The 23,805-nt window shown below is 69.5% G+C and carries 20 protein-coding genes; 7 read left to right on the top strand and 13 right to left on the bottom strand.

Going from position 1 to position 23,805, the window contains the following annotated elements; translation table 11 throughout:
- Positions 1-50 precede the first annotated feature (50 nt).
- The 4 genes from H623_RS0105010 to H623_RS0104995 are packed head-to-tail and all read right to left on the bottom strand — an operon-like array spanning position 51 to position 7,538.
- The gene (locus H623_RS0105010; RefSeq protein ID WP_022899853.1) at positions 51-773 is read right to left on the bottom strand and encodes an ABC transporter ATP-binding protein; all 723 of its coding nucleotides are present in this window, start codon (positions 771-773) and stop codon (positions 51-53) included.
- On the bottom strand, positions 770-1,840 hold the full coding sequence (locus H623_RS17875) for an ABC transporter ATP-binding protein (RefSeq protein ID WP_084485645.1): 1,071 nt from the start codon (positions 1,838-1,840) through the stop codon (positions 770-772). Before H623_RS17875 ends, H623_RS0105010 begins: the two co-directional genes overlap by 4 nt.
- Positions 1,837-4,620, bottom strand: coding sequence for an ABC transporter permease (locus H623_RS0105000; protein WP_022899851.1), 2,784 nt, complete (start codon positions 4,618-4,620; stop codon positions 1,837-1,839). Before H623_RS0105000 ends, H623_RS17875 begins: the two co-directional genes overlap by 4 nt.
- The gene (locus tag H623_RS0104995) at positions 4,617-7,538 is read right to left on the bottom strand and encodes an FtsX-like permease family protein (protein WP_022899850.1); all 2,922 of its coding nucleotides are present in this window, start codon (positions 7,536-7,538) and stop codon (positions 4,617-4,619) included. The genes H623_RS0105000 and H623_RS0104995 overlap by 4 nt, the downstream gene beginning before the upstream one ends.
- A gap of 346 nt (positions 7,539-7,884) precedes the next feature.
- On the opposite strand from H623_RS0104995, the gene H623_RS0104990 reads away from it, so the two are divergent.
- The 3 genes from H623_RS0104990 to H623_RS0104980 all read left to right on the top strand — a co-directional run bounded on the left by H623_RS0104990 (position 7,885) and on the right by H623_RS0104980 (position 9,018).
- Positions 7,885-8,139 (top strand): mycoredoxin, encoded by a 255-nt coding sequence (locus H623_RS0104990; RefSeq protein WP_022899849.1) that lies wholly within the window; start codon positions 7,885-7,887, stop codon positions 8,137-8,139.
- A gap of 66 nt (positions 8,140-8,205) precedes the next feature.
- A complete protein-coding gene (locus H623_RS0104985; RefSeq protein WP_022899848.1) occupies positions 8,206-8,574 on the top strand; it encodes a nuclear transport factor 2 family protein in 369 nt (122 codons plus the stop codon).
- Between the two features lie 51 nt (positions 8,575-8,625).
- Positions 8,626-9,018: a VOC family protein gene (locus tag H623_RS0104980; RefSeq protein ID WP_022899847.1), complete on the top strand. Its 393-nt coding sequence runs from the start codon at positions 8,626-8,628 to the stop codon at positions 9,016-9,018.
- Between the two features lie 15 nt (positions 9,019-9,033).
- Here H623_RS0104980 and H623_RS0104975 read toward each other — a convergent pair whose 3' ends face one another.
- Complete coding sequence (locus H623_RS0104975) at positions 9,034-9,594, bottom strand: TetR family transcriptional regulator (RefSeq protein WP_022899846.1); 561 nt, start codon at positions 9,592-9,594, stop codon at positions 9,034-9,036.
- Positions 9,595-9,835: 241 nt separating this feature from the next.
- Here H623_RS0104975 and H623_RS0104970 point away from each other — a divergent pair, with 241 nt between their 5' ends.
- Together H623_RS0104970 and H623_RS0104965 are read left to right on the top strand one after the other, a co-directional pair.
- Positions 9,836-10,747: an SDR family oxidoreductase gene (locus tag H623_RS0104970; RefSeq protein WP_026939930.1), complete on the top strand. Its 912-nt coding sequence runs from the start codon at positions 9,836-9,838 to the stop codon at positions 10,745-10,747.
- 156 nt (positions 10,748-10,903) lie between these two features.
- Complete coding sequence (locus H623_RS0104965; protein WP_022899844.1) at positions 10,904-11,761, top strand: siderophore-interacting protein; 858 nt, start codon at positions 10,904-10,906, stop codon at positions 11,759-11,761.
- A 341-nt stretch (positions 11,762-12,102) separates the two neighbouring features.
- On the opposite strand, the gene H623_RS0104960 is transcribed toward H623_RS0104965, so the two are convergent.
- Positions 12,103-12,462, bottom strand: a complete 360-nt coding sequence (locus H623_RS0104960) for a hypothetical protein (RefSeq protein ID WP_022899843.1) — start codon at positions 12,460-12,462, stop codon at positions 12,103-12,105.
- An 806-nt stretch (positions 12,463-13,268) separates the two neighbouring features.
- Here H623_RS0104960 and H623_RS0104955 point away from each other — a divergent pair.
- Entirely contained in the window at positions 13,269-14,672 is a 1,404-nt protein-coding gene (locus H623_RS0104955; protein ID WP_022899841.1) for an HNH endonuclease, read from the top strand.
- 154 nt (positions 14,673-14,826) lie between these two features.
- Here H623_RS0104955 and H623_RS0104950 read toward each other — a convergent pair whose 3' ends face one another.
- The 7 genes from H623_RS0104950 to H623_RS17860 form a co-directional block, all read right to left on the bottom strand.
- On the bottom strand, positions 14,827-15,672 hold the full coding sequence (locus H623_RS0104950; protein ID WP_245558898.1) for a DNA-3-methyladenine glycosylase family protein: 846 nt from the start codon (positions 15,670-15,672) through the stop codon (positions 14,827-14,829).
- Between the two features lie 218 nt (positions 15,673-15,890).
- The gene (locus H623_RS21900) at positions 15,891-16,076 is read right to left on the bottom strand and encodes a hypothetical protein (protein WP_169514892.1); all 186 of its coding nucleotides are present in this window, start codon (positions 16,074-16,076) and stop codon (positions 15,891-15,893) included.
- A 163-nt stretch (positions 16,077-16,239) separates the two neighbouring features.
- On the bottom strand, positions 16,240-17,946 hold the full coding sequence (locus tag H623_RS17865) for an MFS transporter (protein ID WP_211217970.1): 1,707 nt from the start codon (positions 17,944-17,946) through the stop codon (positions 16,240-16,242).
- A complete protein-coding gene (locus H623_RS0104940) occupies positions 17,939-18,460 on the bottom strand; it encodes a MarR family winged helix-turn-helix transcriptional regulator (RefSeq protein ID WP_022899838.1) in 522 nt (173 codons plus the stop codon). Before H623_RS0104940 ends, H623_RS17865 begins: the two co-directional genes overlap by 8 nt.
- A gap of 275 nt (positions 18,461-18,735) precedes the next feature.
- A complete protein-coding gene (locus H623_RS0104935; protein WP_022899837.1) occupies positions 18,736-19,284 on the bottom strand; it encodes an acyl-CoA thioesterase in 549 nt (182 codons plus the stop codon).
- Between the two features lie 135 nt (positions 19,285-19,419).
- Positions 19,420-20,562, bottom strand: a complete 1,143-nt coding sequence (locus H623_RS0104930) for a bifunctional 2-methylcitrate synthase/citrate synthase (RefSeq protein WP_022899836.1) — start codon at positions 20,560-20,562, stop codon at positions 19,420-19,422.
- 451 nt (positions 20,563-21,013) lie between these two features.
- The gene (locus tag H623_RS17860; RefSeq protein ID WP_022899835.1) at positions 21,014-21,703 is read right to left on the bottom strand and encodes an IclR family transcriptional regulator; all 690 of its coding nucleotides are present in this window, start codon (positions 21,701-21,703) and stop codon (positions 21,014-21,016) included.
- A 127-nt stretch (positions 21,704-21,830) separates the two neighbouring features.
- Here H623_RS17860 and H623_RS17855 point away from each other — a divergent pair, with 127 nt between their 5' ends.
- Positions 21,831-23,804: an FAD-dependent monooxygenase gene (locus H623_RS17855; protein ID WP_022899834.1), complete on the top strand. Its 1,974-nt coding sequence runs from the start codon at positions 21,831-21,833 to the stop codon at positions 23,802-23,804.
- Position 23,805 lies beyond the last annotated feature (1 nt).

Raw genomic sequence — 23,805 nt, 5'->3', positions numbered from 1 at the left:
CGTGAGCTGGCCAGCTGGACGAACGGGCGGCAGCCCGCCGGCGCGGCGCATCAGCCGACTGCGGCGCCCGCGTGCCGCGACACCACGCGGCCGTCGTGCAGCTCCAGCACGAGACTGGCCCGCTCGGCCATCGCGGGGTCGTGCGTCGTGACCACAGCCGCCATGCCGCGCTTGCGCACGAGTTCGACGAGCAGGTCCATGATCACGGCCGCGGTCATGCTGTCGAGCTGACCGGTCGGCTCGTCGGCGAACAGCACGTCGGGATCGGTGGCGAGCGCACGGGCGATGCCCACCCGTTGCTGTTGGCCGCCCGACATCTCCGGCGGGCGCTGCCCCGCATGCTCGGCGAGCCCGACGTCGGCCAGCAGGCGGGCGACGCGGTCCTCGCGCTCGGCTGCGGGCATCCGTTGCAGGCGCAGCGGCAGCTCGACGTTCTCAGCCGCTGAGAGCACGGGAATGAGCCCGAACCCCTGGAACACGAAGCCGATGCGGTCGCGGCGCACCCGCACCAGCTCCTCCTCGGGCGCACTGCTCAGCTCGACGTCGCCGAGCGTCACCGATCCACCGGTCGGCCGGTCGACGGCCGCGAGCATGTTGAGCAGAGTGGTCTTGCCCGACCCCGACCGACCCTTGATCACGAGCAGCTCCCCCTGCCGCAGCTCGAGATCGACTCCGGCGCACGCCTCGACGCGCGTCACGCCCTCGCCGAACACGCGGGTGAGAGCCTGCGCGCGCAGTATCGGCTCTGCGGATGCCTGTGCTTGCGTATTCACGGCTGCTCCTCTCCCTGCCTGGCGGGCCCTTCGACTCGCTCCGCCCGCTCAGGGAGCACAGAACGATCCGACACCCCCTCGGGCCCTTCGACTCGCTCCGCTCGCTCAGAGAGCTCGGCGGGAGCAGTCGCCGCGTGACGCCCGCCGGCGGCGGACTCCGGCGCCGCCCGCTGCGCCGAAGACACGCGAACATACGTCGGCTCCAGTTCCAGCCGCACCCGGTCGCGCAGTTCGAGCCGCGAGACGTACTCCGCCGGCAACTGCAGGCGACCCGACCGATCGATGACGGTGAACTCTTCTGCGGTGGCATGCTCGCCGCCCTCGCCGTGGCTGCGGAACACCTCCGTCGAGGTGCGTCCGTCGCGGATGAGCACCGTGCGGCGCACGTGCTCCGCGACCGTCGGGTCGTGGGTGACGATCAGCGTCGTGACGCCCAGCTCGCGATTCACGCGCCGCATCACCTCGAGCACCTCGACGCTCGTGGCGTCGTCCAGCTCACCGGTCGGCTCATCGGCCAGCAGCACCAGCGGGTCGTTCGCCAGGCTCACCGCGATCGCCACACGCTGCTGCTCGCCCCCGGAGAGCTCGGACGGACGTCGATCGGCCTTGCGCCCGATCTCCAGCAGGTCGAGCAGTTCGGCCGACCGTCGCTCCCGGTCCGGCGTGCCCGCCAGCCCCATCGCCATGGCGACGTTCTGCCTGGCCGTCAGGTAGGGAAGCAGGTTGCGCTCGGTCTGCTGCCAGATGAACCCGACTACGCGACGCCGGTACTCGAGCCGCTGAGCACGGGTCATTGTGACGAGCTCGCGTCCGGCCACCACTGCACGGCCGGCGGTCTGCTTGTCGAGGCCGGAGAGGATGCCGAGCAGCGTCGACTTGCCCGACCCGGATGCGCCGACGATCGCGACCAGTTCGCCGGCGTCCACCTGCAGGTTCAGTCCCTGCAGCGCCTGCACCTCGACCCCGTCGCCGGAGTAGATGCGCACCAGATCGGTGCAGCGGATGGCCGCTTCGGCTCGCGCAGCAGGCATCCGTTCGTCCCGGCCAGGGTGTGTCACCGTACTCATGCTTCCTCCTCCGCTCGGAGTGTCTGCGCCGTGTCCGCACGCCGGGCGTGCACCACTGCCACGGCCACCGCGATCGCGGCGCCCACGGCGAACACCGCGACGACGAGTCCGACCATCCACCACGACACCGCGAACTCCGGCCGTGCCAGTGCGCCCGTGACCGGCCGCAGATCGAGCGCCGCCAGCACGAGCGCGCTCAGCCCGATGCCGGTGGCCGCGCCGGCCACGATGGCGGTCGCCGTGAGCGGCGTGACCTCCCAGGCGACGAGCGCGGCCGACTGGCCCCGATCGAAGCCGAGGGTGCGCAGCACGCCGAGCAGCCGCGTGCGGGCAGCGCGGCCCATAGCCAGCGTGAGCAGCAGCGCCGCGACCGCCATCAGCACCGACAGCACCGCTCCGGCGAGCATCAGGTTCTGGATGCCCGGCAGCAGCGGCCCACCCCGCTGACGTTCCTGCGCCGCAGCGGTGGAATCCACAGTGGCATCGGATCCCACCACCGCGTTCACCCGCTTCGCCACCGCCGCGACGTCCACGCCGTCTGACGTGGAGATCAGCAGTGCCGCGACGTGTCCCTGCGTGCGCACGCCGGCCGGCACCGCAGATCGGTCCAGCAGCGCCCACGCCTGGTCGCTGAGGAACGGCGCCGCGTTCGGGGAGTCGTGCGCGACGACGCGCACCGGCACCCGGATCTCGTTCTCCCCGCTTTCGTCGGTGAACGAGAACTCGGTCGGGTGGGACGAAGAGGAGAAGCCGCCGATCACGGCGCGCGCCACCGCCGACGCACTCGACGCCCCGCTCGTCGACGGCACGGTGTCGGGGATCAGCCGTCGGTTCGCCGGGACTTGCGCCTGCACGGCGTTCACGGTGTGCAGATCGACGAGGTACGTCGCCGCGTTCTCGCCGCTGTCGGCCGTTCCGTATCCGACCGCGCGCAGGGCCGCGACACGCTCGACACCCGACACGTCCCGCACACGCTGCAGCTGTGCCGGAGTGAGGGAGCCGCTGACCGTGACGTTCGCGCCGACGCGGGCCAGGGCATCCTGGTCGGCACCGGACAAGACCGTCACCAGTGTGTTGCCGGCGAACACCGCCACCGCGACGCCGGTGAGCATGGCGAACAGCGGCCACAGCCGCCCGGAGCGACCACGACTCGCCGTGGCCAAGCCCACCTGGGCGACGGCGCCGCGCAGCGCGCGGGTGACGCGGCCGATCGCGCTCAGGAGGAGCGGATAGACGCGAAGAACGACGATGCACACCGCGAACACGATGAGCAGAGGCGTCGCCGCCAGGAGCGGGTCGATGCTGAGCGGCTCCGCCGGGGGTGCCGCGCCCCTCTGCACGAGCAGGACTGCGGCTGCTGCGGCGACGAGCAGCACGAGCAGTTCTACGGTCCATGAGAGCACGGGACGGCGGTGCGTGCGGCCCTTCGCCTCGGCCTGGGCTGTCGCCGCCACCGCGAGCGGCGGCAGCACCGCGCACGCGGTGATGAGCAGCAGAGCGGATGCTCCCGCCCCCGTCAGCGTCATCGCGACAGCCCCACCGACGATCGCCGCCGGCACTGTGACGATCGCGGCCTCCAGCGCCATGCCGCCGCGCACCCGGAGCTCGGAGCCGCCGCGGGCACGCATCAGCTCCAGCGAGCGCGACCGCCGCAGGGCCATCAACCGGGCGCCGGCGAAGAGCACCGCGATGGCCGCGCCGAGGGGCCCGACCGCCGCGATCGCGAGCAGCGTCGGCACGGAGCCGATGCGCCGCAGGATCGACTGCACAAGGTCGGTGAACTGTGTGCTGAGCCGCAGATCCACCGACGCAGTGCCGGCATTGATGCTCAATGGCGTGGCGACGAACGCTGTGACGCCGGCGGCGATGCCGGGGAGGTCGGTCACGTCGATCTCGTCTCGCAGGCCGAACCAGACCGACATGTAGGGGGAGCCGAGCGCTGTGGCCACGTGCGGCCAGGCATCCGGCGATGTCCAGACCACACCGTGGTAGAGCGTCGTGCGTGAGTTCGGGTCGGACGAGATGCCGACGCCGAGCTTCGGCCGCGCCGGGTCGAACCGCCAGAACTCCGTGCTCGCGTCGCGCGGCGACACCGTGCCGGTCAGGCGGAGCTTGAGTTCGGGCTGCTCGCCGAGGGATCCGCGCAGCGGAGACGCGTCGACCTCGTCGCGCTTGAGCGCGAGCACACGATCGGTTCCGACCTTCCAGTGAAGGCTGCGGGCAGCGGCGGTGCTCATCACCACCTCGAGCGTGCCGGCCGAATAGCCGCCGCTCGGCCAGCGCCCGGCGTCGAGCTTCGCGTCGGAGTGCAGGCCGCCGTCGGCCTCGACGGAGAAGCCGAGCGAGCTGCGCGGCGGGTCGGTCTTCACGGCAAGCGCGGGAATCCCGGTCACGCTCGGGCTCTGGCCGGTGCCGTCGGAGCGTCCCACGAACCGCCCGGCCGTGGCGACGCGGCGAAGCGCCGGCTGCATCCTCCGCTTCCCCTGTTCGAGCGCGGACGGCATGGCGTTCCACATCGTCGACACGGCCTGCTCCGGGTCCCCGAACATCCACGACACCGGAACGGTGCCCGTCATCGAGGTATCGCCGACGGGAGCCGTCTCGAGCCGATGCTGAGCGTCCGCGGATACCAGGGATGCCGTGACGGCCGGCCACGCGACCACGCCGGCGGTCGCCAGCACCACGACCACGGCGAGCGCGATCAGTCCGCCACGGAACGCGCGCATCGATCGCACCAGAAGGGTGCCCGGCCCCAGCCCCGGTTCGGTGCGGGCGCTCATGTCGTCGTCCTTCCCGGAACGGCGTGCACTGCGTCGCGACGTACCACCGCGGCGTAGCGCAGCACGATCAGCGCGAGCACCACGAGCAGGGCGAGCAGGCACGCACCGAGCCAGACCAGGTCGAACTCACCGTGCACCGGCAGCGACGGCGGAGCCGCGGGCACCGAGCTCTGCGCCAGCGTGTTGCCGGTGATGAGGGCGATCAGGATGCCTGCCACGAGCCCGCAGAGGAACGCGTACGCCGCGGCGAGCCCGGCTTCCGCACCCCTCCCGGTGGCCTGCTGGCGCGGCGCGAATCCGACGGCGCGCAGGATGACCGTCTCACCGCTGCGACGGCGCCAGAGCGCGGCGAGGCAGGCGGCGAGCGCGATGGCCGCCAGTGCGCAGCATCCATAGGAGCCCAGACTCAGCGCGGTGACCACCGGCGCGTTGAAGCGCGTCGCCAGCGCGGTGCCGGGCGTCACGGCCCGCGCTCCGTCGCCGGCCGCGCGGGCCGCCGCAGTCGCGATCTCGTGCCCGGAATGGTCGCCGGAGACATGACCGGGCACGTCATCGGGGTCGAGGCCCAGGAACACGGTGTCGACCGCCGGCAGGTCCTGGTCGATGCGGAGCATCGCCGAGGTCAGCTGCGGCAGGTCGACGAGCGCGGCCGTCGTGCTCTCGGTACCCGGGATGTGCGGCTGGATCGCCGCGACCCGCACCGGCATCGGTCCCTCGGGCAGATCGATCGTCGTGGTGCTTCCGACATGCAGGCCGGTCCGGGCGGCGGTGGCCGCGCTGAGCACAATGGGCACGATGGACGCCCCGCCGGCCGGGGCGAGACGCACCGTGAAGCTCGCGTCGGTCGAACCGAGGATGTGCGCCGAGAAGCCGATGCCGGCATCCTTGGCCTCGATCGACGTGCCCGCGGGCACATCGAAGACACCGTCCAGCGTCGTCCAACCGGCGCTCGGCGGCTCGACATCGCTGCCGCCCGCCGAGAGCGAGTCGACGGTCACCTTCGCGCTCGTCAGCGGGCTTCCGCCGAGGCCGTCGGACGGCGCCGGGAGGTCGACCGACGCATCGAGAGCAGAGAGTGTCCACGGCCCGCCGGCGGGGATGCGCACGGTGACGGATTGCGGTCCTCTCGAGGGATCGGCCGCTGCGGATGCCGAACCCGCGTCGCCTTCGCGCACGCTGAACGCGGAGCTCAGCACGGGAACCGCCTCACCCGTCGTGCTGGTCAGCCACGCGGTGAAGCGCCCGCTAGAGGCGACGGTGCCGACAGCAGACACACGCAGGGTGAGGGTGCGAGCCGTGCGAGACATCCGGATGCCGTTCGCCCGGCTCTGGGTGGAGCGGCTCCCGGTGGGGCGGTTCCCGTCGGCACCCGGTCGGCTTCCCTGCTCGAGCGCGTCCACCGCGGCCGCGGTGTCGAACATCGTCGGCGGCGGCGGGTCGAGACCGGAAAGCTTCGCGGCGGAGGTGGCGACGACGTCGAGCACGAGCGGCCCGATGCCGCCCTCGATCGTCGCGGCCGGAACCGCGCTGCGCACCCCCGCGGTCTTCTGCACGGCGGCGAGGGGCGCGGCACGGTCAGCCGCGAACTGGGCCGTGTCGAGGTCGAGGCGGGCATCCGCGCCCACGACGATTCGCGACGAGCCGGAGAGATACGCCTGCCAGGTGCCCTGGTAGCCGCCGGCGAACGTGGTGACGGCGACCGCGAGCGTGAGCAGAGCGACAGGCGCGGCGAACACCGCCGCATGCCGGGCGACCAGTCGCATCGGCAGCGCCGAGACCCCGGCGGAACGGTCGACGACCTGCTCGATGCCCCGCGACGCCGGCCCGAACGCGAGCACCGCCAGCACGGCCAGCGCGCAGAGTCCCGCAGCCGGCGCGATCACGGCGAGCGGGTCGCCCGCGGCACCCGTGCGTGCATCGGCGACGAATCGCCACAGCGAGAGCGCCGCCGCGGCGATCACCACGACCGTGAGGCCCGCCGACACGGCGAACCGGATGCGGCCCGACACCTGCCGCGGCTCGCCCGAGGTGCGAGCGGCCGCCACACCCTGGAACGCGACGACGATCGCGGATGCGCCGGCCACGACGGCCGCGCACGGCATCGCGATCGACGCGAGCGGCGGCATCCCGAGCGTGAGCGCGAGCCCGGCGACCACGACTGCGGCGCCGACCACCGCACCGACAACCGTCGCCACGAGGGCTTCGACCGTGTTCGCGGCGACGAGCGCGCGGATGCCCGCCCCGCGTGCCCGCATCAGTCGCGTCTCGTTGTCGCGCGCCTCCACGAGCAGCTGTGCGAGCAGGCAGAGGGCGATGACGGCGGCGACCACGAGGACCGCCGACGGGACGGGGAGCACGGCGGAGAAGGCATCCAGGGCGCGCTGCATGCTCACGACCGTCTTCTCACCTTGCCCGCTCAGGGAGACGGTGGTGCTGTCCACGCCGTCGACGGCGACGATCGCGCGGTGCATGCCGGCGAAGTCGCGATGCAGGGCGGGAAGATCCGCGGGGGTGAGGCGCGAGGCATCCGGTGTCACTCGCCAGGACTGCGTGCGAGCGGGGCCGCTCGTGCGGGCGATGTCGACGGGTACGCCGGCGAAGCGGTGCTCCAGCGCGACGCGCACGCTCGACGCCGCCGGTGACCGGGCGGAGTCGCCCGCGAAATGGGCGGTGCGCGAGACCATCGCAGCCGGGCCTGCCGCGATGGTGTGCTGCACGGCATCCATCGGCGCGCGTGCGGCGATGCCGACGAGGCAGCACATCAGCACGGCGATGACGAGCGCCGTGCCGGCGATAGCGCCGAGCAGCGCGGACTGCGCACGAGCGCGCGCCCATCGCAGCGCGAGCGTGCTTCCGCCGGCCGTTCGTGGGGCCGGGCGAGAGCCGGACGCGCGAGGGTCGGGGGCCCGCACCGGCATTCGGCCACTCTATTACGGGCGCGGGCGGGGCCCGCAGGGTCGTGCTCAAAGGCGCACCGGGACCCTGCACTATTTCAGACGATGTTGGAGTATTTCAGGCCATGTCGGGTCACATCGATATATCTGCCGTCTGATCCCAGATGTCCTGAAATAGTGCCGGGCGAACGGCGGCAGACGACGCCCGACTCCGACGCGGACCGGAACACGTGCTGGAATGCCGGAGACGCCGCGCCGGTTGTGATCTACGGAAGTCTCACCGGCGAGGCTCCGACGGACACCGCGCGGATGTCCACGGCACGCGGCGGGCATCCCGCAGACGTTCACCCCGACGAGAAGGAGCACATCGATGGCCGCCGAGGCACCGATCATGTACACGACGACGTGGTGCGGCTATTGCCGCAACCTCAAGAACCAGCTCTCGCGAGAGAACATCTCGTTCACCGAGGTCGACATCGAGACCGACCCGGATGCCGCTGCCACCGTCGAGCGCGTCAACGGCGGCAACCAGACGGTCCCCACCGTGCTCTTCTCCGACGGATCCGCGATGACGAATCCGTCAGCACGCGAGGTCGCCGAGAAGGTGGCGGCGCTCGCCGGCTGAAGCGAGCACACGGGCGGCTCGTCGATCAGCCGTCCGTAGCGTGGCGGCCATCCGTAGCATGGCGACATGACGCCGCTCCTGAAGTACATCGATGCCTGGATCGCGAACGATCCCGATCGCATCGCGGCTGCTGTGCATGTCCAATGCACGATCACGGAGTGCTACGGCCCCGTGTACCTCGGCCGCGAACGGGTGCGAGAGTGGGCGTCGACGTGGTTCGGGTCGGGTGGCGTGGTGCACCGATGGATCGTGACCGACCATTTCCGCCACGGCGACCGCGAGGCCGCTCAATGGCAGTTCGAGTGCACCTGGGACGGCAATCGCTCCGCTTTCGATGGGGCGACCGTGTGCCGGAACGACGGCGGCCTGGTACTCGAGTTGCGCGAATACCAGACGACCGCGCCGCTGTACGAGTGGAAGGGTTCCTGGCATTAGCGGTTCGGCGCCGCTCGCGCCTTTCGGGGTTCGACGCGCGAGAATCCCGGTATGGAAATCGGCCAAGTCGTACTCCACGTCGACGACCTTGCGAGGGCGACAGCGTTCTATGAGTCCTTCACCGGCACGCCGCCCGTCTTCCGGGTCGGGCCCGAAGGCCCCGTGTTCTTCCAGCTCGAGGGCGTGCGGCTGGTGCTCGACCCAACCGCCCCGTCGAGTGCGGTGTTCTCCGTGAAGGCCAGGGACATCCAGGCGACGACCGACCGCTTGCGTGCCGAAGGTGTGTCGATCGTGACGGAACCGCACGTGTATTTCGAGCGTGTGGATGCCGCGGCCGGCCCCGCCGAGACCGTCGAGTGGCAGGCGCTCCTGCGCGACACGGAGGGCAACCTGGTGGGCCTCATCGAGCACCAGCCGCCGGCCGTCGAGCCCGAAGAAGGCTGATCCGCTCGGGTTCGATCAGGCCTTCCGCACCGCTGCCTGCAACTCATCGGATGTCGCGCGCACGCATGCGCTGAAGGTCGCGGACTCGTCGACGACCCATCGCTGGAACGCGCGGTGGAACACCGCGACGCCCAGGTCCGCAGCGAGCGCGGCCTCGTGAGCGTCCACGCCCTGCTCCTCGAGCACGGCGGCTATCGCGACGCCCATCGTCGAGAGCTTGAGCAGTTCGCGCTCCATCAGGCCCGGCGTGGCGGTGACGACTCTGGCGCGCTGCGCCGACCACGACTTCCGCTCGTCGAAGAACTCCCCCATGCCGGCGAACGCCGAAACGACTCTGGTCAGGGGCATGGCATCCGTCGCGTTCTTCACGCCATCCACCACGCCATTCACGAGACGCTCGGATCCATCGAACAGCACCTCCCGCTTGTCGGCGAAGTAGCGGAAGAACGTGCGCTCGGTCACGCCGACGCGGTCGGCGATGTCCTGCACCGTCGTCTCATCGAATCCGCGCTCGACGTAGAGGTCGAGAGCGGCGCGCTGCAGCCGGCCGCGGGCATCCGGCTCCCACCTTCCCATGCGGTCAGTCTAAATGATGACAGAGACTGACATCAGTGTTATCGTCTCCGATGTCAGCAACTGACATCGCGGCGGCCGAGCCGGCGGAGCCGAGGTCGACGCACTGCCCGGCGGAGCCGAGATCGAGGCACCATCCGACGAAGCCGAGATCGACGCACCGTCCGACGAACCGCTCACCCCGCGGTCACCGCGAAAGAACCACCGACAGAAGAACCACCTCAACGAAAGAAGGAGAGTGCTCATGCGCGTCTTCATGACCGGGGCGTCCGGCTGGATCGGATCCGCCGTCGTCCCCCACTTGCTCGAAGCCGGCCACGAGGTCACTGGCCTCGCCCGATCGGATGCCTCCGCCTCCGCGCTCGAGACAGCCGGCGTCACCCCGTTGCTCGGCGGTCTCGACGATCTCGACGTGCTGCGCACGGGTGCAGGGTCGGCGGACGCCGTCATCCACCTCGGTTTCAAGCACGACTTCGATCACTTCGACGAGTCGGGCCGCACGGAGCGCGCTGCGCTCGAGGCGTTTCGCGAGGTGCTGCGCGGCAGCGGCCGCAAGTTCCTGTTCGCGTCGGGACTCGCCGGATTCCCGTCAGGACGACCCCTCACCGAGCACGACCAGTCGTCGTTCGTCGGGCCTGACAGCCCGCGCGGCGGCAGCGAGCGGTTCGCGATGGACTTCGTGGACGACGGCATCGCGCCGGTGAGTCTGCGGTTCTCGCCGACAGTGCACGGCGCCGGCGACCACGGCTTCACCTCAGTGCTCGTCCGCATCGCGCGCGAGCGGGGTGTCGCGGGCTACATCGGCGACGGGTCGACCCGCTGGGCTGCGGTGCACCGTCTCGACGCCGCACGCATGGTGGGCCTCGCGCTCGAGAAGGCGCCCGGTGGCACGATCACGCACGCGGTCGCGGAAGAAGGCATCCCGAGCAAACAGATCGCTGAGGCCATCGGCCGCGGGTTGGGCCTTCCGGCGGTCTCGATCTCGCCCGAGGATGCTCCGGCCCACTTCGGCTGGCTCGGTGCGTTCTTCGGCGCGGACGTTCACGCGACGAGCGCCCTCACGCGCGAACTGCTCGGCTGGCAGCCCACCGAGATCGGGCTGCTGCAGGACATCGCCGAGAACTACGTCTCGGGCGCCGAAGCGCCGGCCGCCTGAACGGATGGCCTCGCCTCACCGCCCTGGCGGAACGAGCTCCGAGGTCCCGGACGAGCTGCGGGCCGCCGAACCAGCGTGCGAATTCGGAGACTCGTGAGGGAGCGGAGCGACGCTCCACGCACCCACGGGCGCAGCCCACTGGCGTAGCGTCGTGGCATGGTTACCCGCGATCATCTGCGCCACGAGATGGCCATCCGCCGACTCACCGTTTCCCGCACCGAGCAGCTGACCCCGGCCATCGTGCGCATCACGCTGATCGGCGACGCGCTCGATGACTTCTCGGCGTCCGGGCCTACAGATCACGTGAAGGTGTTCTTCCCCGACCCGGCCACGCAGGTGCTGACGGTGCCCGAATTGCGGGCTGACGGCATCCACAGGCCGACCGACGGTGTGATCCTCTCGCGGGACTACACGCCGCGGCAGTTCAGGGCCGCGGCGTTCGGCGCCGCCGAACTCGACATCGACTTCGTGCTTCACGCGCCGGATGCCGCGCACGGCGACCCGACGGATCCCGCCGGCGGAGGTCCCGCGTCGGCCTGGGCCGCGCAGGCCAAGCCGGGCGACGAGATCGCCGTGGCCGGTCCGCGCGGGTCGAGGCTCGCACCGCAGGACGCGTCGGAAGCAGTGCTCATCGCCGACGAGACCGCCCTGCCCGCCTTCACTCGGTGGCTGGAACTGCTGCCCGCCTCGACGCGTATCACCGCGTTGCTCGACGTCGCGGACGAAGAGGTCGAGCCGTACCTGAGCGAGGAGCAGACGCGGCGGGCATCCGTCGAATGGCTGTACCGCATCGATGGTCCGGGCCAGCTCGCGGAAGCGGTGAGGTCGCTGGAATTCGAGCCCGAGACGTACGTGTGGGCGGCGGGTGAGGCATCCACGCTGGTCCCGATTCGGCGGTATCTCAAGAACGAGGTCGGGCTGCGGCCGGATCAGCTCGACGTGCAGGGCTACTGGCGCCGCGGCATCGTGAACCTCGACCACCACGCGCCGATCGACCCTTCGGACCCGGACTGACCGACGCCTGCGGTCGCCGCGCGCGATGCGGGCGCGGACTATGCGGATGCGGATCCACCGGACCCGGCGGCCGCGACGGGCCGAAGACGTGCCAGACGGACTCGGGGAGGGCGTCGGCGTCAGGACGTCGCATGGGCGGAGTTCGAATCCGCAGGGGCGGGCCAGGCAGAGGCCGGATCGTGAGAGGTCGGCTGGCAGACTTCGCCCAGGCAGACGTCGGACGCAGGCTTCGGCTGGGCAGAAGTCAGACGGCGGGCCTCGGCCGGGCAGAGGTCGAATGCCAGGCTTCTGCCGGGCAGAGGTAGGACGGCAGACCTCGGCCAGGTGGCGGGACGTGCGGATCAGAACGCGAACAGCTGACCGAGCACCACAAGCCCCACGACCAGGACTACGACGATCACCCCGAAGACCGTCAGCCACCGAGCCGACAGCTTCGCGACGCCGACCCCGACGAGGAACGGCAGCAGCACCAGAAGAAGCGCGAGCACCCACCAGAACAGCGAGAACCCGAAGGCCGACGCATTCGACAGGCGGTCGCCGAAGAGCTTGCGCGTGGCGGGATGCGTGGCATACGCGATCGCGGCTGACAGTGGAAAGCCGATGATCACGGCAGTGATGAGGCCGGCGAGCCAGCCCCACATGCCGCGTCCGATCTGCACGGTCTCCTCGCGCTGCGGACCCTGCCTGCTCTTCGAACTCATGCGAGCACGCTAGGCCACGGCCGGATGCTCGGTGCGGCCGACGCGGCATCCTCACCCGACGAGTGCGAGCGGGCGCGTTTCGGGGCGCGATGGGCAGGCGCGGCGGCGCTGACGTCGGGAGAGATGTTGCAGTGGGGAAGCGCAAACGGTGTTGCGACTTCGGAGTGTCGAGTCCGGAGTGCTGCCGATGCCGATCCCGGGACAGCGGCGGCGGGAGCGGGAGCGGGAGCGGGAGCGGGAGCGGGAGCGGGAGCGGCAGCGGCAGCGGCAGCGGCAGCGGCAGCGGCAGCGGCAGCGGCAGCGGCAGCGGCAGCGGCAGCGGCGCTTGTGCCGTACGGGTGCGACGACGTGTTCGGGGCCGCCGGGGTTGCCGGCGCTCGGGTGCGGTAAGCGTTCGGAGCCGCCGCAGTTCCCGGCGCTCACAGTAACGCTCGCAGTAAGGGGTGCGGCAAGCGTCCGGGGCCGCCACGGCTCCCGGCGCTCGTAGCGGGCGGCGGCGAGGGCTCGGGTCGCGCTGTTCCTGGTGCTCGCAGTATGGGGTGCGGCAAGCCTCCCAGGCCGCCGCGGTTCCCAGCGCTCGCAGTAAGGGGTGCGGCAGGCGCCCGGAGCCGCCGGAGGTCGCTCCAAGGCCGCGCTAAGGCACCGACCTGGACAGCCCCAAGACCACGGGACCCGAAGAACCGTTCGATACTGCTGCACTTGCCCGCGCCGCGTCTAACTCTCCGTCCCGCATCGATTCAGCACTGACTTCTCCAGAAATCGAAGATATCTTCTAATACATGCGCTATCCGCGCTAGAGTTGACGCATGAAGGTTCTACTCGATGCAGTGCAATCGGCGCTCGACGCCGCACGCGCCGTGTCGAGCGCTCCCGAGGCAGCGGGGATGCCGCCTGCGGAGTTGGTGGGCTTGGCCGAGGCGCTCGGTCTGCTGCGGCGGGCAGTCGATGCAGCGATGCTGCCGGTCGCAGCGGAGATCGCGCGACAATCGCGACCCGAGTTGGGTCGGGAGTCACTGGCCAAGAAGCGCGGGTTCCGCACTTCTGGGGTCATGATCTCCACGACGACGGGTACGAGCACCGGTGAGGCGGTGCGCATGGTCATGGTCGGCGAAGCCACCGCACCACGGGTCGAGGCGAACGGCGAGGTCTCTCCGCCGAAGCATCCGCACGTTGCCCAGGCTCTCAACGCAGGGACCATAGGAACCCTGGCCGCAGCAGCGATCGTCGGCATGCTCGACAAGGTGAAAGACCGCACCGATCCTGTTTCGCTCGATGAGATGGAATCCCGTCTCGTCGAGGCCGCGCCCGGGTTGAGCATCGATCAGCTGCACACCATCATCGCTCGCGCCGAGGCAGCGCTCGATCCCGACGGGATCGAGCCGAAAGAGAAGGAGCTGCGCGCCGATCGCGGGTTGACGGTGCATCAGGAGCGGAGCGGCATGGTCGCACTGTCTGGCAGATTCGACCCGGAAACCGCCGCACCGATCCTCGCGGCGGTAGAGGGCATCGTGTCGGGCATGCTACGGCGCCGAGAAGACGGGACGAGTGTTCTCGATTCCGACGAGCGCACAATCCGACAGATGCGCGCCGACGCCCTCTCCGAGCTGTGCCGGCACACCCTGGGCTGTGATGGCATTCCCACCGCAGCGAGCACGACAGTCGTCGTGCGGATGTCGCTGAACGACCTCCAATCCGGCACCGGTGTGGGAAGCATCGATGGAATCGGCCAGCCGGTCTCCGCAAGCACCATCCGCCGGATGGCGGCAGATGCTCAATTAATCCCCTGCGTTCTCGGGGGCGACAGCGAGATCCTCGACTGGGGTCGACGCAAACGGGAGTTCACCAGGGCTCAGAAGCTCGCGCTATCCGAACGTGACGGTGGATGCGCATTCTGCGGCTTGCCACCCTCCATGACGGCGGCCCATCACATCAGATGGTGGGCCAGGGATGCCGGCCCCACCGATCTCGACAACGGCGTACTTCTCTGCACCTCATGTCACCATCGCATCCATGACGACGGATGGGAAATCCGCATCGACAGCGGAGGAAGCGTGCCCCGCGCACAAGCCTCGGCTCGACCCAGCGTCACCCCTTCCCGCACGGCAGGATTCCGCACTCAGGCGAAGGTATGGTTCATCCCGCCGGCGTGGCTCGATGCTGAGCGAACTCCCCGGCTAGGAGGTCGTGCGCGATATGACCTCACAGCCTGAGCTGAGGCGGGCTCTGCTCGGACCCGACCTGGCTGCCGCGGCAAACGGCGATGCTTCCAACGACGACGCCACAAAACGTGACTCTGCAAAACGTGACGCTGCAAAACGTGACTCTGCCAATGACCACGGGCAAACGACGACACGACACACGCTGTCACCGCCACCGGTGGTCGGGGATGGTGGCTCGAGGGCCACGCCGCTCCGGACGTCGGCCGGAGGCGAGAATCAGCCGCACCACGCGCTGACGTTGACCGGCCCAGGGTTGCAGGAGCTCGAGCATTCCGTCGTCATCGGTTGCAGACCCGGTCAACGCGTAACCGACGACCGCGGGCAGACCGTAGTCGCCGACGCTGACCCGATCCGGATCTCCGTGCGAACGCTGCAACGTCTCGGCGGTCGTCCAGACGCCGATGCCGGGGAGGCTGCACAGTTTGGCCGCGGCATCGTCGGCGCCAACACCGTCGTCAACCCCAACACCAACACCAACACCAACACCAACACCAACACTGACTACACCCGTGCCGCTGCGACCCACCACACGGGCGGCGGATGCACCGCTGTCAGCAACGGCACGCTCCAGCGAGTCGGCGACACGCGACGCCGTGACGATCGTGCGCGATCGTGCCGGATCGATGCCGAGCCGATGCCACTCCCACGAGGGGATGCGCCGGAGCGTCTGGGCCGACGGGAAAACCCGCAGCTCGCGGGGCACGACGCCTTCGCCTGCGCCGGGCGCGAGCTCGCCGAACCACCGCACGAGCCGAGCCCACTCACGGTATGCCTCGGCACTCGTGACCTTCTGCTCGATGATCGTCGGCACAAGAGCCTCGAACAGGCGCCGCGTGCACGGCAGCCGCATGCCGGGGCGGCGGCGGCGCACCTCCACGAGAAACGGATGCCTGCCCACGTCGAGCGCGCTCCAATCGTCCCTCGCGCCGAGCAGCTCCGGTACACCGGCGATCGTCCACTCGGCGCCGGGCCCCCACGCTGCCGCGTCCACGCCGTCGGAGCGTTGGACGAGCCGCAGCGTCACCGGGCCGTGAGGTGTGCGGAAAGTGCGCCAGACACCGCTCGCGTCCCAGATCGTGGTTCGATCGTGAGGGCCGCGGCCGAGGATGCCCAGAGTCTGCCGCAGGTCGACCGGGTGTACGGGACGATACTCGCAGCGCAGCGGGCTCGGGGCAGACGACGAACCGATGTGTGCCGAGACAGGTGCGCCTACGGCACCGGCAGCGCCGCCAGAAGCGACAGACCCGCCGGAAGCGACAGCGCTGCCAGAAGCAACGGCGCTGCCGGAAGCAACAGGGCCGCCGGAAGCAACAGGGCCGCCGGAACCCACAGTGCCACCGGCATCGCCCTGACCGGCAGCACCGACAAGAACGGTCCTACCCCGATCGTCGTCACCGAGGAGAGTGTCGGGGCCGACGAGGGAGGTCATGCGATCCAGGCTACGGGCGCACCACCGACAACCCGCTCGCGACCACCTGGAGAGAACAACCCCGCCTTGCTGCATCGAGGTCAGCGCGCAGCACCAGCACAAACACCCGGGTCAGCAGCGGCGCCCGCGTCAGCGCGGAGTACGAGCACCCGCACCTGCACCTGCACCTGCGCCCGCACCTGCACCTGCACCTGCACGCTTCGGGATCCGCCGATCGAATACGGCCATCGCGATGAGCGCGACCCCGAGGCCTCCGACGACCCACGCCATGGCGTGGAAACCAGAGTCTGTCGCCTTCGCTCCGAATGCGAGCCCGATCAGGCTCGACGAGAAGATCGCCCCGATATACGCGAACGTGCGATAGAGCCCGGATGCCACGGCGATCTCATCCGCGCGCGTCTGCGTGTACAGAGACGCTTGGTTCGCGAATCCCGTGAACCCGTTCGCGACGCCGACCAGGAGGGTCATGCCGACGGCGATCAGCCAACCCGACTCGCTCGTGATGAAAAGACCGACGACGCCGGCTCCCAGGAGTCCGCCGCCGCCCGCCACGAGCGGCCAGCGAACCCACCCCCGGGTGGAGACCACCCGCGCGAGCACGATGCTCGCCGCCGACATCGGGAGCATGATCAGACCCGCCATTGCGGCGCTGAGGTGCATGCCGTCTTCGAGGAACTGCGGTGCCCCGTACATCATCGTGTACATGCCGAGCGCGGCGAGCGTCTGGCGCAGGTAGGTGCGTTGCAGGGGCGAGTTGCGGGCGAGCATCCGCACGTCGATCATCGGGCTCCTCGCGCGTCGCTCCCACAGGATGAGCAACGCCAACAGCACCGCGAAGACCGCGAGAAGCCACCAGATCGGTGTCGTCAGGTCGCCGAGAAAGACGAGCAGCGCTACGACGGTGCCGGCGAAGAACGCTATGCCCGGCAGATCGAGTGCTGCCAGGATGCCACGGTCTCCGCGCCGCTGGAGGCGAGCATCCGGAGGCACACCGAGCAGTGTGAACGCGAACGTGATCACCGCCACGGGCAGGTTGATCGCGAAGAGCGCGCGCCACCCCCACACGCCGACGAGGATGCCTCCCAGCGGCAGTCCGATCACCGCGCTCACCTGCGCAGCGATGGAGAAGTTGCCGAGCACGCGACTCGGAACACCGAAACCGGTGGTATCGGCGCGGCGACGCACCAGGGCCATCGCCGTCGGATAGGCGGCCGATGTCCCGACTCCGATGAGCGCTCGCGAGAGCAGGAGAAAGCCGAAGCTCGGCGCGAACGTGCCGACCACGCCCCCGGCGAAGAGCACGACGATGCCGGTGAGGAATGTGCGGCGGGGTCCGACCAGAGTCGAGATCTTGCCCATTGTCGGCTGCATGATCGCGCTGCAGAGGTAGAGCACGGAGATGAGCGTCGCCGCCGGTCCTGGTCCCAGGTGCATGTCGACGCCGATGCTCACGAGTCCGGTAGCGAGCGTGGCGCTGTTGATCGGATTCAGCGTCGAGCCGAGCAGGAGCGGTGCGGTGAAGCGCCAGCCGAAGGGTTTCGCGACGGGTGGCTTCGACGCCTGCTCCGGGCCCGGGGCCGATTCCGGTTGGGAAGGCACCCGCTCCGAAGGCGCGTGCTCTACCGGCACGCGCTCCGAAGGCACCCGCTCCGAAGGCACCCGCTCGATCGGCGCCTGCTCCACCGGCGCGCGCTCCGCCGCTGCCTGCTCCACCGACACCCGCTCGATCGGCGCCCGCTCGATCGGCGCCCGCTCGATCGGCACCCGCTCCACCGGCTCACCCCCAGAAGGATCGCGGGTGGAGGTCTCACGGCCGGCCGAATCGAACTCAGTCAACGCGATTGCCGATGACCTCGGTGAGCAACGCGATGCCTCGACGAAGCTCGGCCTCTTCGCGCGCCGACAACGTCGCTCGCACGGCTCGGACCAACCAATCCGTACGCGCGGCACGTCCCGCGAGCAGGCTCTCGTGCGCGTGGTCGGTCAACGACCACAGGTGCTGCCGTTTGTCGCCCGGATCAGGCTCCCGCTGCACGACGGATGCCTCGCTCAGCACCGAGAGGATCGCCGCCATCGACTGCGGCTTCATGCCCTCCGCGCGTGCGAGCGCCGACAGCGTCGCGGCGCCGTCCCGGTCCAGCCGCACGATCACGTTCTTCTGCGACGGCGTGAAGTCGCCGACGGTGCTCTGCTCCCGCAGGCGTCTGCTGAGCCTCACCGAGACTGCCCGGATGCTCTCGGCCAGCTCGATCGTGTCCGCTCGCGCGGTCCCGTCGCTCGGCGCGACGGCACTGCTCGTCGAGGGCGCGGCTGTGGGAAGGGCCGACGGCACGGACGCGGAAGATGTCACGGTGCCCAGTGTACGTCGTTTTCTTCAGCTCAACTGAACAGTTCGACTGAAGAGATGATGGCGCAGACGAATGAACAGGCGACTGGACAGATGGCTGCGCAGACGACTGAAGAGATGGCTCCGCAGGCGACTGGAGAGACAGCTCCGCAAACGACTGAACAGACAACTCCGCAGGCGACTGAACAGACAGCTCCGCAAACGACTGAACAGACAGCTGAAGAGACGATCGAACGATTCGACCGAACAGATGACTCAACGGTTCGAGCGGAAAGGCACTACTCCCAGACGCTCGGCGCCGCCGTGCGCGTCGACGGAAGCCGCACGTCATCGCCCCAGCGGATCAACCACTCCGGGAGCTCGAGGCCGACCGGGGTGCGGCCGACGGCATCCAAAAGCTCCGCGAGGGGAACCGTGCCACCGGCACGCTTGAGGAAACGGGCCTTGATGAACGCCTCGGCGTAGATCTCGCCGTCGACCACCGCACGATGCTGCACGTAGGCAGCCCTGTCGTCGAAGCCGATGATGCGCGACTCCACGGCGAACCGCTGCCACAGCTTCAGCGACTTGCGGAACGTGATGGTCTCAGACGCCACCACCGGATACCAGCCACGGTCCTCGAAGATCTGCCACACACCATTGCGCCGGAGCATGTCGAACCGGCCGACGTCGAAGATCGACAGGTACACCCCGTTGTTCATGTGCCGCAGCACGTCGAGGTCGGTCGGCAGCACCCGGAACCGGGTGCTCACGACGTCGTAATGGCCGGCCCGCTTGCCGAACCGAGAGAGCCAGACGTGCAGGATCGTGCGGAGCAGCATGTGCATTCCGCCAGGCTAGGCGCGCGGCTGGATGCCCGCCACGAGCCTGTGCACTGGCGACAAACCGAGCGTCCGCAGCGCCGCCACCTCGGTTCAGGTCGCGCAATGTCCGTTCGAATGGGCCTGCGTCCCCGACGACGACTACGACAGATGCCGCTCCGCGGGACCGCCGTACACCGACAGCGGCCGGATCAGAGCATTCGCGCTGAGCTGTTCGATCACGTGCGCGGTCCATCCGGTCACGCGCGCGGCCGCGAACAGCGGCGTGAACGTCTCGGTGTCGAAGCCCATCAGGTTGTAGGCCGGACCGCTCGGGTAGTCGAGGTTCGGCTTGATGCCTTTGCGGGCATCCATCGCCTGTTCCAGCGCCGTGTAGAGCTCGAGCACCTCGGGCCGGTCGTAGTGCTCGACGAGCGCGCCCAGGGATGCCCGCATCGTCGGCACGCGCGAGTCGCCGTTCTTGTACACGCGGTGTCCGAATCCCATGATCTTGCGCTTGCTCGCCAGCGCGTCGTCGAGCCACTGCTCGGCCTTGTCGGCGGTGCCGATCTCGTCGAACTCCACCATGACGGCCTCGTTCGCGCCGCCGTGAAGCGGGCCCTTCAGCGCACCGATGGCGCCGGTGATGGCGCTGTAGACATCCGAGAGCGTGGATGCGATCACTCGCGCTGTGAACGTCGACGCGTTGAACGAGTGCTCCGCGTAGAGCACCAGCGAGACGCGGAACGCGTCGACCACGACGTCGTCGGGCACCTCCCCGAACGTCATGTGCAGAAAGTTGCTCGCGTAGTCCAGGTCGTCGCGCGGCTCGACCAGCGGCAGCCCGTGGCGACGGCGCTGGTCGTACGCGACGATCGCAGGCAGCTGCGCCATGAGGTGCAACGCCTTCGGGTACACGACCTCGAACGGGTCGGCCAGCGCACCGAACTCCCCCTCCGGGTCATCGGCTCCGATCACGCTGACCGCGGTGCGCAGCACATCCATCGGATGCGCCGAGGTCGGGATGCCGTCGATCGCCGCACGCACGTTCGGTGCCAGCGCGCGCTGCGCGCGCTCCAGCGCTTCGAAGGCCTCGAGCTCGTCATCGCCGGGAAGCTCGCCGTTCCAGAGCAGGTAGGCGACCTCTTCGAACGAACACTTCGCCGCCAGCTCCTGCACCGGATACCCGCGGTACAACAGCGAATTCGTCTCGGGGTTCACGCTCGAGATCGCGGTCGTGTCGACGACCACTCCGGCGAGGCCCTTGCGGATTTCGACTGGGCTCTGCGTGTTCTGCTCGCTCATGGCGCTCCTTTGCTCCGGTCACGCCAGTCTGTCATTGCCCGAGGATGCGCGCTCTGCTCCGTGCGCACAACTCCGGCTCCGGCGTGTGGGCGGACGAGCCCCGACCTGTGTGGTGACGGCGGCCCTGCCGACCACGCACTCGTCGGAGCCTGAATTGTGCACAGGCGACGGCGCACAAAGGGGGCGGCGCACAAGGGGGCGGCACACAAGGAGGGGGCGCGCATGGCTATGCGCGAGGGGCGGCGCACAAGGGGGCGGCGCGCGAACGGCTATGCGCGAGGAGGCCGCACGCGAAGCGCAGCGCGCGAGGGGCAGCACGCGAAGCGCAGCGCACAAGGAGGCAGCACGCGAAGCGCAACGCGCGAGGAGGCAGCGCGCGGACGCAGCCTACGAGAGGCGCCCGCAGAACACGGCGCACAAGGCCGAACGCAGACAGCACTCAGACAGCGCGTCAGCCGAGCGCCCTCTCCACCCTCGCTGCAGCGGCGGTGAGGCACCGCGCGATGGCGTCGAGATCCCGCTCCCGCGTGATGTACACGACGGCGAGCGACGCCGGCCGCCGGTCGTGCGTGCGCAGCGGCACGGCCACCGACGACAGTCCCGCGATGATCTCGTCGTGGCTCAGCTCGAAGGCCTTCGGCGGATGCGACACCGGATCCAGCTGCGACCGGATCACCCGCCCCGGCGCACCCCGGTCGATCGCGTGACGGCTGCCGGGACGTTGCGCGACCGTCGCGTCCGGCCCATCGGGCTCCGCAGTCGACAGTGTCACCGCTGCCTCGCCGTCGTACCCCACCAGGAACGCCGTCATGCCGAGCTCGTTCGCGACCGCGGCGAGCGCCGGCGCGGCGGCCGCCTGCAGATCGCGTGCCACATTCCGCGCCAGGGAAGCCAGCTGCACCCCCAGTTCGAGCGCGCCGGATGCCGTTCTCGTCACGAACCCGTGCTCCTCCAGGGTGCGTACCAGCCGATACGCCATAGACCGATGGATGCCCAGAGCGGCCCCCAGCTCGGAAACCGTCAACGACGTCGACGCTTCACCGATCAGCTTCAGTGCGCTGAGGCCCCGCGCGAGCGTCTGCGACCCGGACACCGCACCGTTCGACGCCGCCATCGTTCTCCCACCGTTCTTGCGAACCACGTCCTCTGGTTTAGGATTGTATCGATATTTAGAGTCGTGTTTCAATTATCGAGACACCTGTGAGCATCGACGCGCGTTTTCATGACACCGGATCGCTCAAGACCGACTCGTTCAAGGAGGAACGACAGTGCAGATCCATCTCCGCGGCTATGAGTCGGGCGACCCCCGGGTGAAGCCGGCCGCAGGGCACGGCGTTGCGCGGCCCACGGACATCCCGGATGAGGTCGATGTCCTGATCGTGGGCACCGGTCCTGCCGCGGCTGTGGTGATGGCGCAGCTGTCGCGCTTCCCGTCCATCGACGCGCGCGCGATCGAGAAGCGCCCGGGACGGCTCGAGGTCGGCCAGGCCGACGGCATCCAGGCGCGTTCCGTGGAGACATTCCAGGCATTCGGCTTCGCGAACGAGGTCATCGACGAGGCGTACCGCAACGTCGAGATGTGCTTCTGGAAGCCGAGCCCCGACGACCCGAGCCGCATCGTGCGCGCTTCGCGTGCCCCCGACGATGCGACAGGCATCAGCGAGTTCCCGCACATCTACGTCAACCAGTCGCGAATCCTCGACTACTTCCTGCGCGACGCCGAGCGCGCGCCCGGGCGCATCGTCCCCGACTACGGCGTCGAGTTCCTCGACTGCACGATCGATCCGGATGCCGCCTATCCGGTCTCCGCGCGCATCCGCTACTGCGCCGGCCCGCGTTCCGGCGAGGAGCGCACGATCCACGCGAAGTACTTGGTCGGCGGCGACGGCGCGCACAGCAGCGTGCGGGCCTCGCTCGGGCACCGGTTGAGCGGGGAAGCGTCGATGCACGCCTGGGGCGTCATGGACATCCTGTCGAACACGGACTTTCCCGACATCCAGGTCAAGTGCTCGATCCAGTCGCACGAAGCGGGCAACATCCTGCTCATCCCTCGTGAGGGCGGATATCTGGTGCGCATGTACGTCGATCTCGGCGACGTCGACGAGTCCGACGGCGGCGCCGTGCGCGCCACTCCGGTGGAGGCGATGATCGCAAAGGCGAACCGCATCCTGCACCCGTACTCGCTGGACGTGAAGGCCGTCACCTGGTGGTCGGTGTACGAGGTGGCGCATCGCATCACCGACGGCTTCGACGACGTGCCCGACGCGGAGACCGGCACGAGGCATCCGCACGCCTTCATCATGGGGGATGCCTGTCACACCCACTCCGCGAAGGCCGGCCAGGGCATGAACGTCTCCATTCAGGACGGCTTCAACCTGGGCTGGAAGCTGGCCGCCGTGCTCGAGGGGCGCGCACCGGAAGAACTGCTCGACACCTACGCCGCCGAGCGGAAGGTCGTCGCACAAGACCTCATCGACTTCGACAAGGAGTGGTCGTCGCTGATGGCGAAGCCCGTCGACGAGTGGGACGACCCCGCCGAGCTCGAGAACTACTATGTGCGCACGATGGAGTTTCCCGCGGGCTTCATGACCGAGTACACCCCGTCACTGATCACCGCCGGCACCGAGCACCAGGATCTCGCGATCGGCTTCCCGGTGGGCAAGCGCTTCAAGTCCGCCGAGGTGATCCGCCGCGCCGACAACCGGTGGCGTCACCTCGGACACTTCCACGAGGCCGACGGCCGCTGGCGCCTCTACGTGTTCGCGGATGCCGCGGCACCGGCCATCGAGAAGACCCCGACCGCCGAGTTCGCGCGGTGGTGGGCGAACGACCCCGCGTCACCGCGAGTGCGGTACACGCCCGCCGGTGGTGACGACGACGCCGTGTTCGACACGAAGGTGATCTACCAGCAGGACTACACACTCGTGGAGCCGGCCGACGTGCCGGCCGCGTTCACGCCCAGCAAGGTGCCGTACGGCCTGCACGACATCAACCAGGTGTTCGCCTCAGGGCACGGCCGCGACGTCTTCCGCGACCGCGGCATCAGTGCCGAGGGCGCGATCGTCGTCGTGCGACCCGATCAGTACGTCGCCGCCGTGCTGCCCCTGAGCGCACGCGCGGAGCTCGCCGCCTTCTTCGACGCACACATGATCGAGCCGGAGCGCAAGCTCGCGGATGCCCCGAGCGAGTCCCCGAAGGAGACCGAGATCGCCGAGCGCGTGCGGTTGATCAGCACGGAATAGG

This window comes from Humibacter albus DSM 18994 (assembly GCF_000421825.1).
GTDB classification, from domain to species: domain Bacteria; phylum Actinomycetota; class Actinomycetes; order Actinomycetales; family Microbacteriaceae; genus Humibacter; species Humibacter albus.
The sequence above is the reverse complement of the archived record's forward strand: the minus strand, read 5'-3'. Positions and strand labels throughout refer to the sequence as shown.

Excerpts from the sequence above, each read along its gene's own strand:
- H623_RS17875 (WP_084485645.1), bottom strand. The coding sequence starts at position 1,840 with ATGAGTACGGTGACACACCCTGGCCGGGACGAACGGATGCCTGCTGCG.
- H623_RS0105000 (WP_022899851.1), bottom strand. The coding sequence starts at position 4,620 with ATGAGCGCCCGCACCGAACCGGGGCTGGGGCCGGGCACCCTTCTGGTG.
- H623_RS0104995 (WP_022899850.1), bottom strand. The coding sequence starts at position 7,538 with ATGCCGGTGCGGGCCCCCGACCCTCGCGCGTCCGGCTCTCGCCCGGCC.
- H623_RS0104990 (WP_022899849.1), top strand. The coding sequence starts at position 7,885 with ATGGCCGCCGAGGCACCGATCATGTACACGACGACGTGGTGCGGCTAT.
- H623_RS0104985 (WP_022899848.1), top strand. The coding sequence starts at position 8,206 with ATGACGCCGCTCCTGAAGTACATCGATGCCTGGATCGCGAACGATCCC.
- H623_RS0104980 (WP_022899847.1), top strand. The coding sequence starts at position 8,626 with ATGGAAATCGGCCAAGTCGTACTCCACGTCGACGACCTTGCGAGGGCG.
- H623_RS0104975 (WP_022899846.1), bottom strand. The coding sequence starts at position 9,594 with ATGGGAAGGTGGGAGCCGGATGCCCGCGGCCGGCTGCAGCGCGCCGCT.
- H623_RS0104970 (WP_026939930.1), top strand. The coding sequence starts at position 9,836 with ATGCGCGTCTTCATGACCGGGGCGTCCGGCTGGATCGGATCCGCCGTC.
- H623_RS0104965 (WP_022899844.1), top strand. The coding sequence starts at position 10,904 with ATGGTTACCCGCGATCATCTGCGCCACGAGATGGCCATCCGCCGACTC.
- H623_RS0104960 (WP_022899843.1), bottom strand. The coding sequence starts at position 12,462 with ATGAGTTCGAAGAGCAGGCAGGGTCCGCAGCGCGAGGAGACCGTGCAG.
- H623_RS0104955 (WP_022899841.1), top strand. The coding sequence starts at position 13,269 with ATGAAGGTTCTACTCGATGCAGTGCAATCGGCGCTCGACGCCGCACGC.
- H623_RS0104935 (WP_022899837.1), bottom strand. The coding sequence starts at position 19,284 with ATGCACATGCTGCTCCGCACGATCCTGCACGTCTGGCTCTCTCGGTTC.
- H623_RS0104930 (WP_022899836.1), bottom strand. The coding sequence starts at position 20,562 with ATGAGCGAGCAGAACACGCAGAGCCCAGTCGAAATCCGCAAGGGCCTC.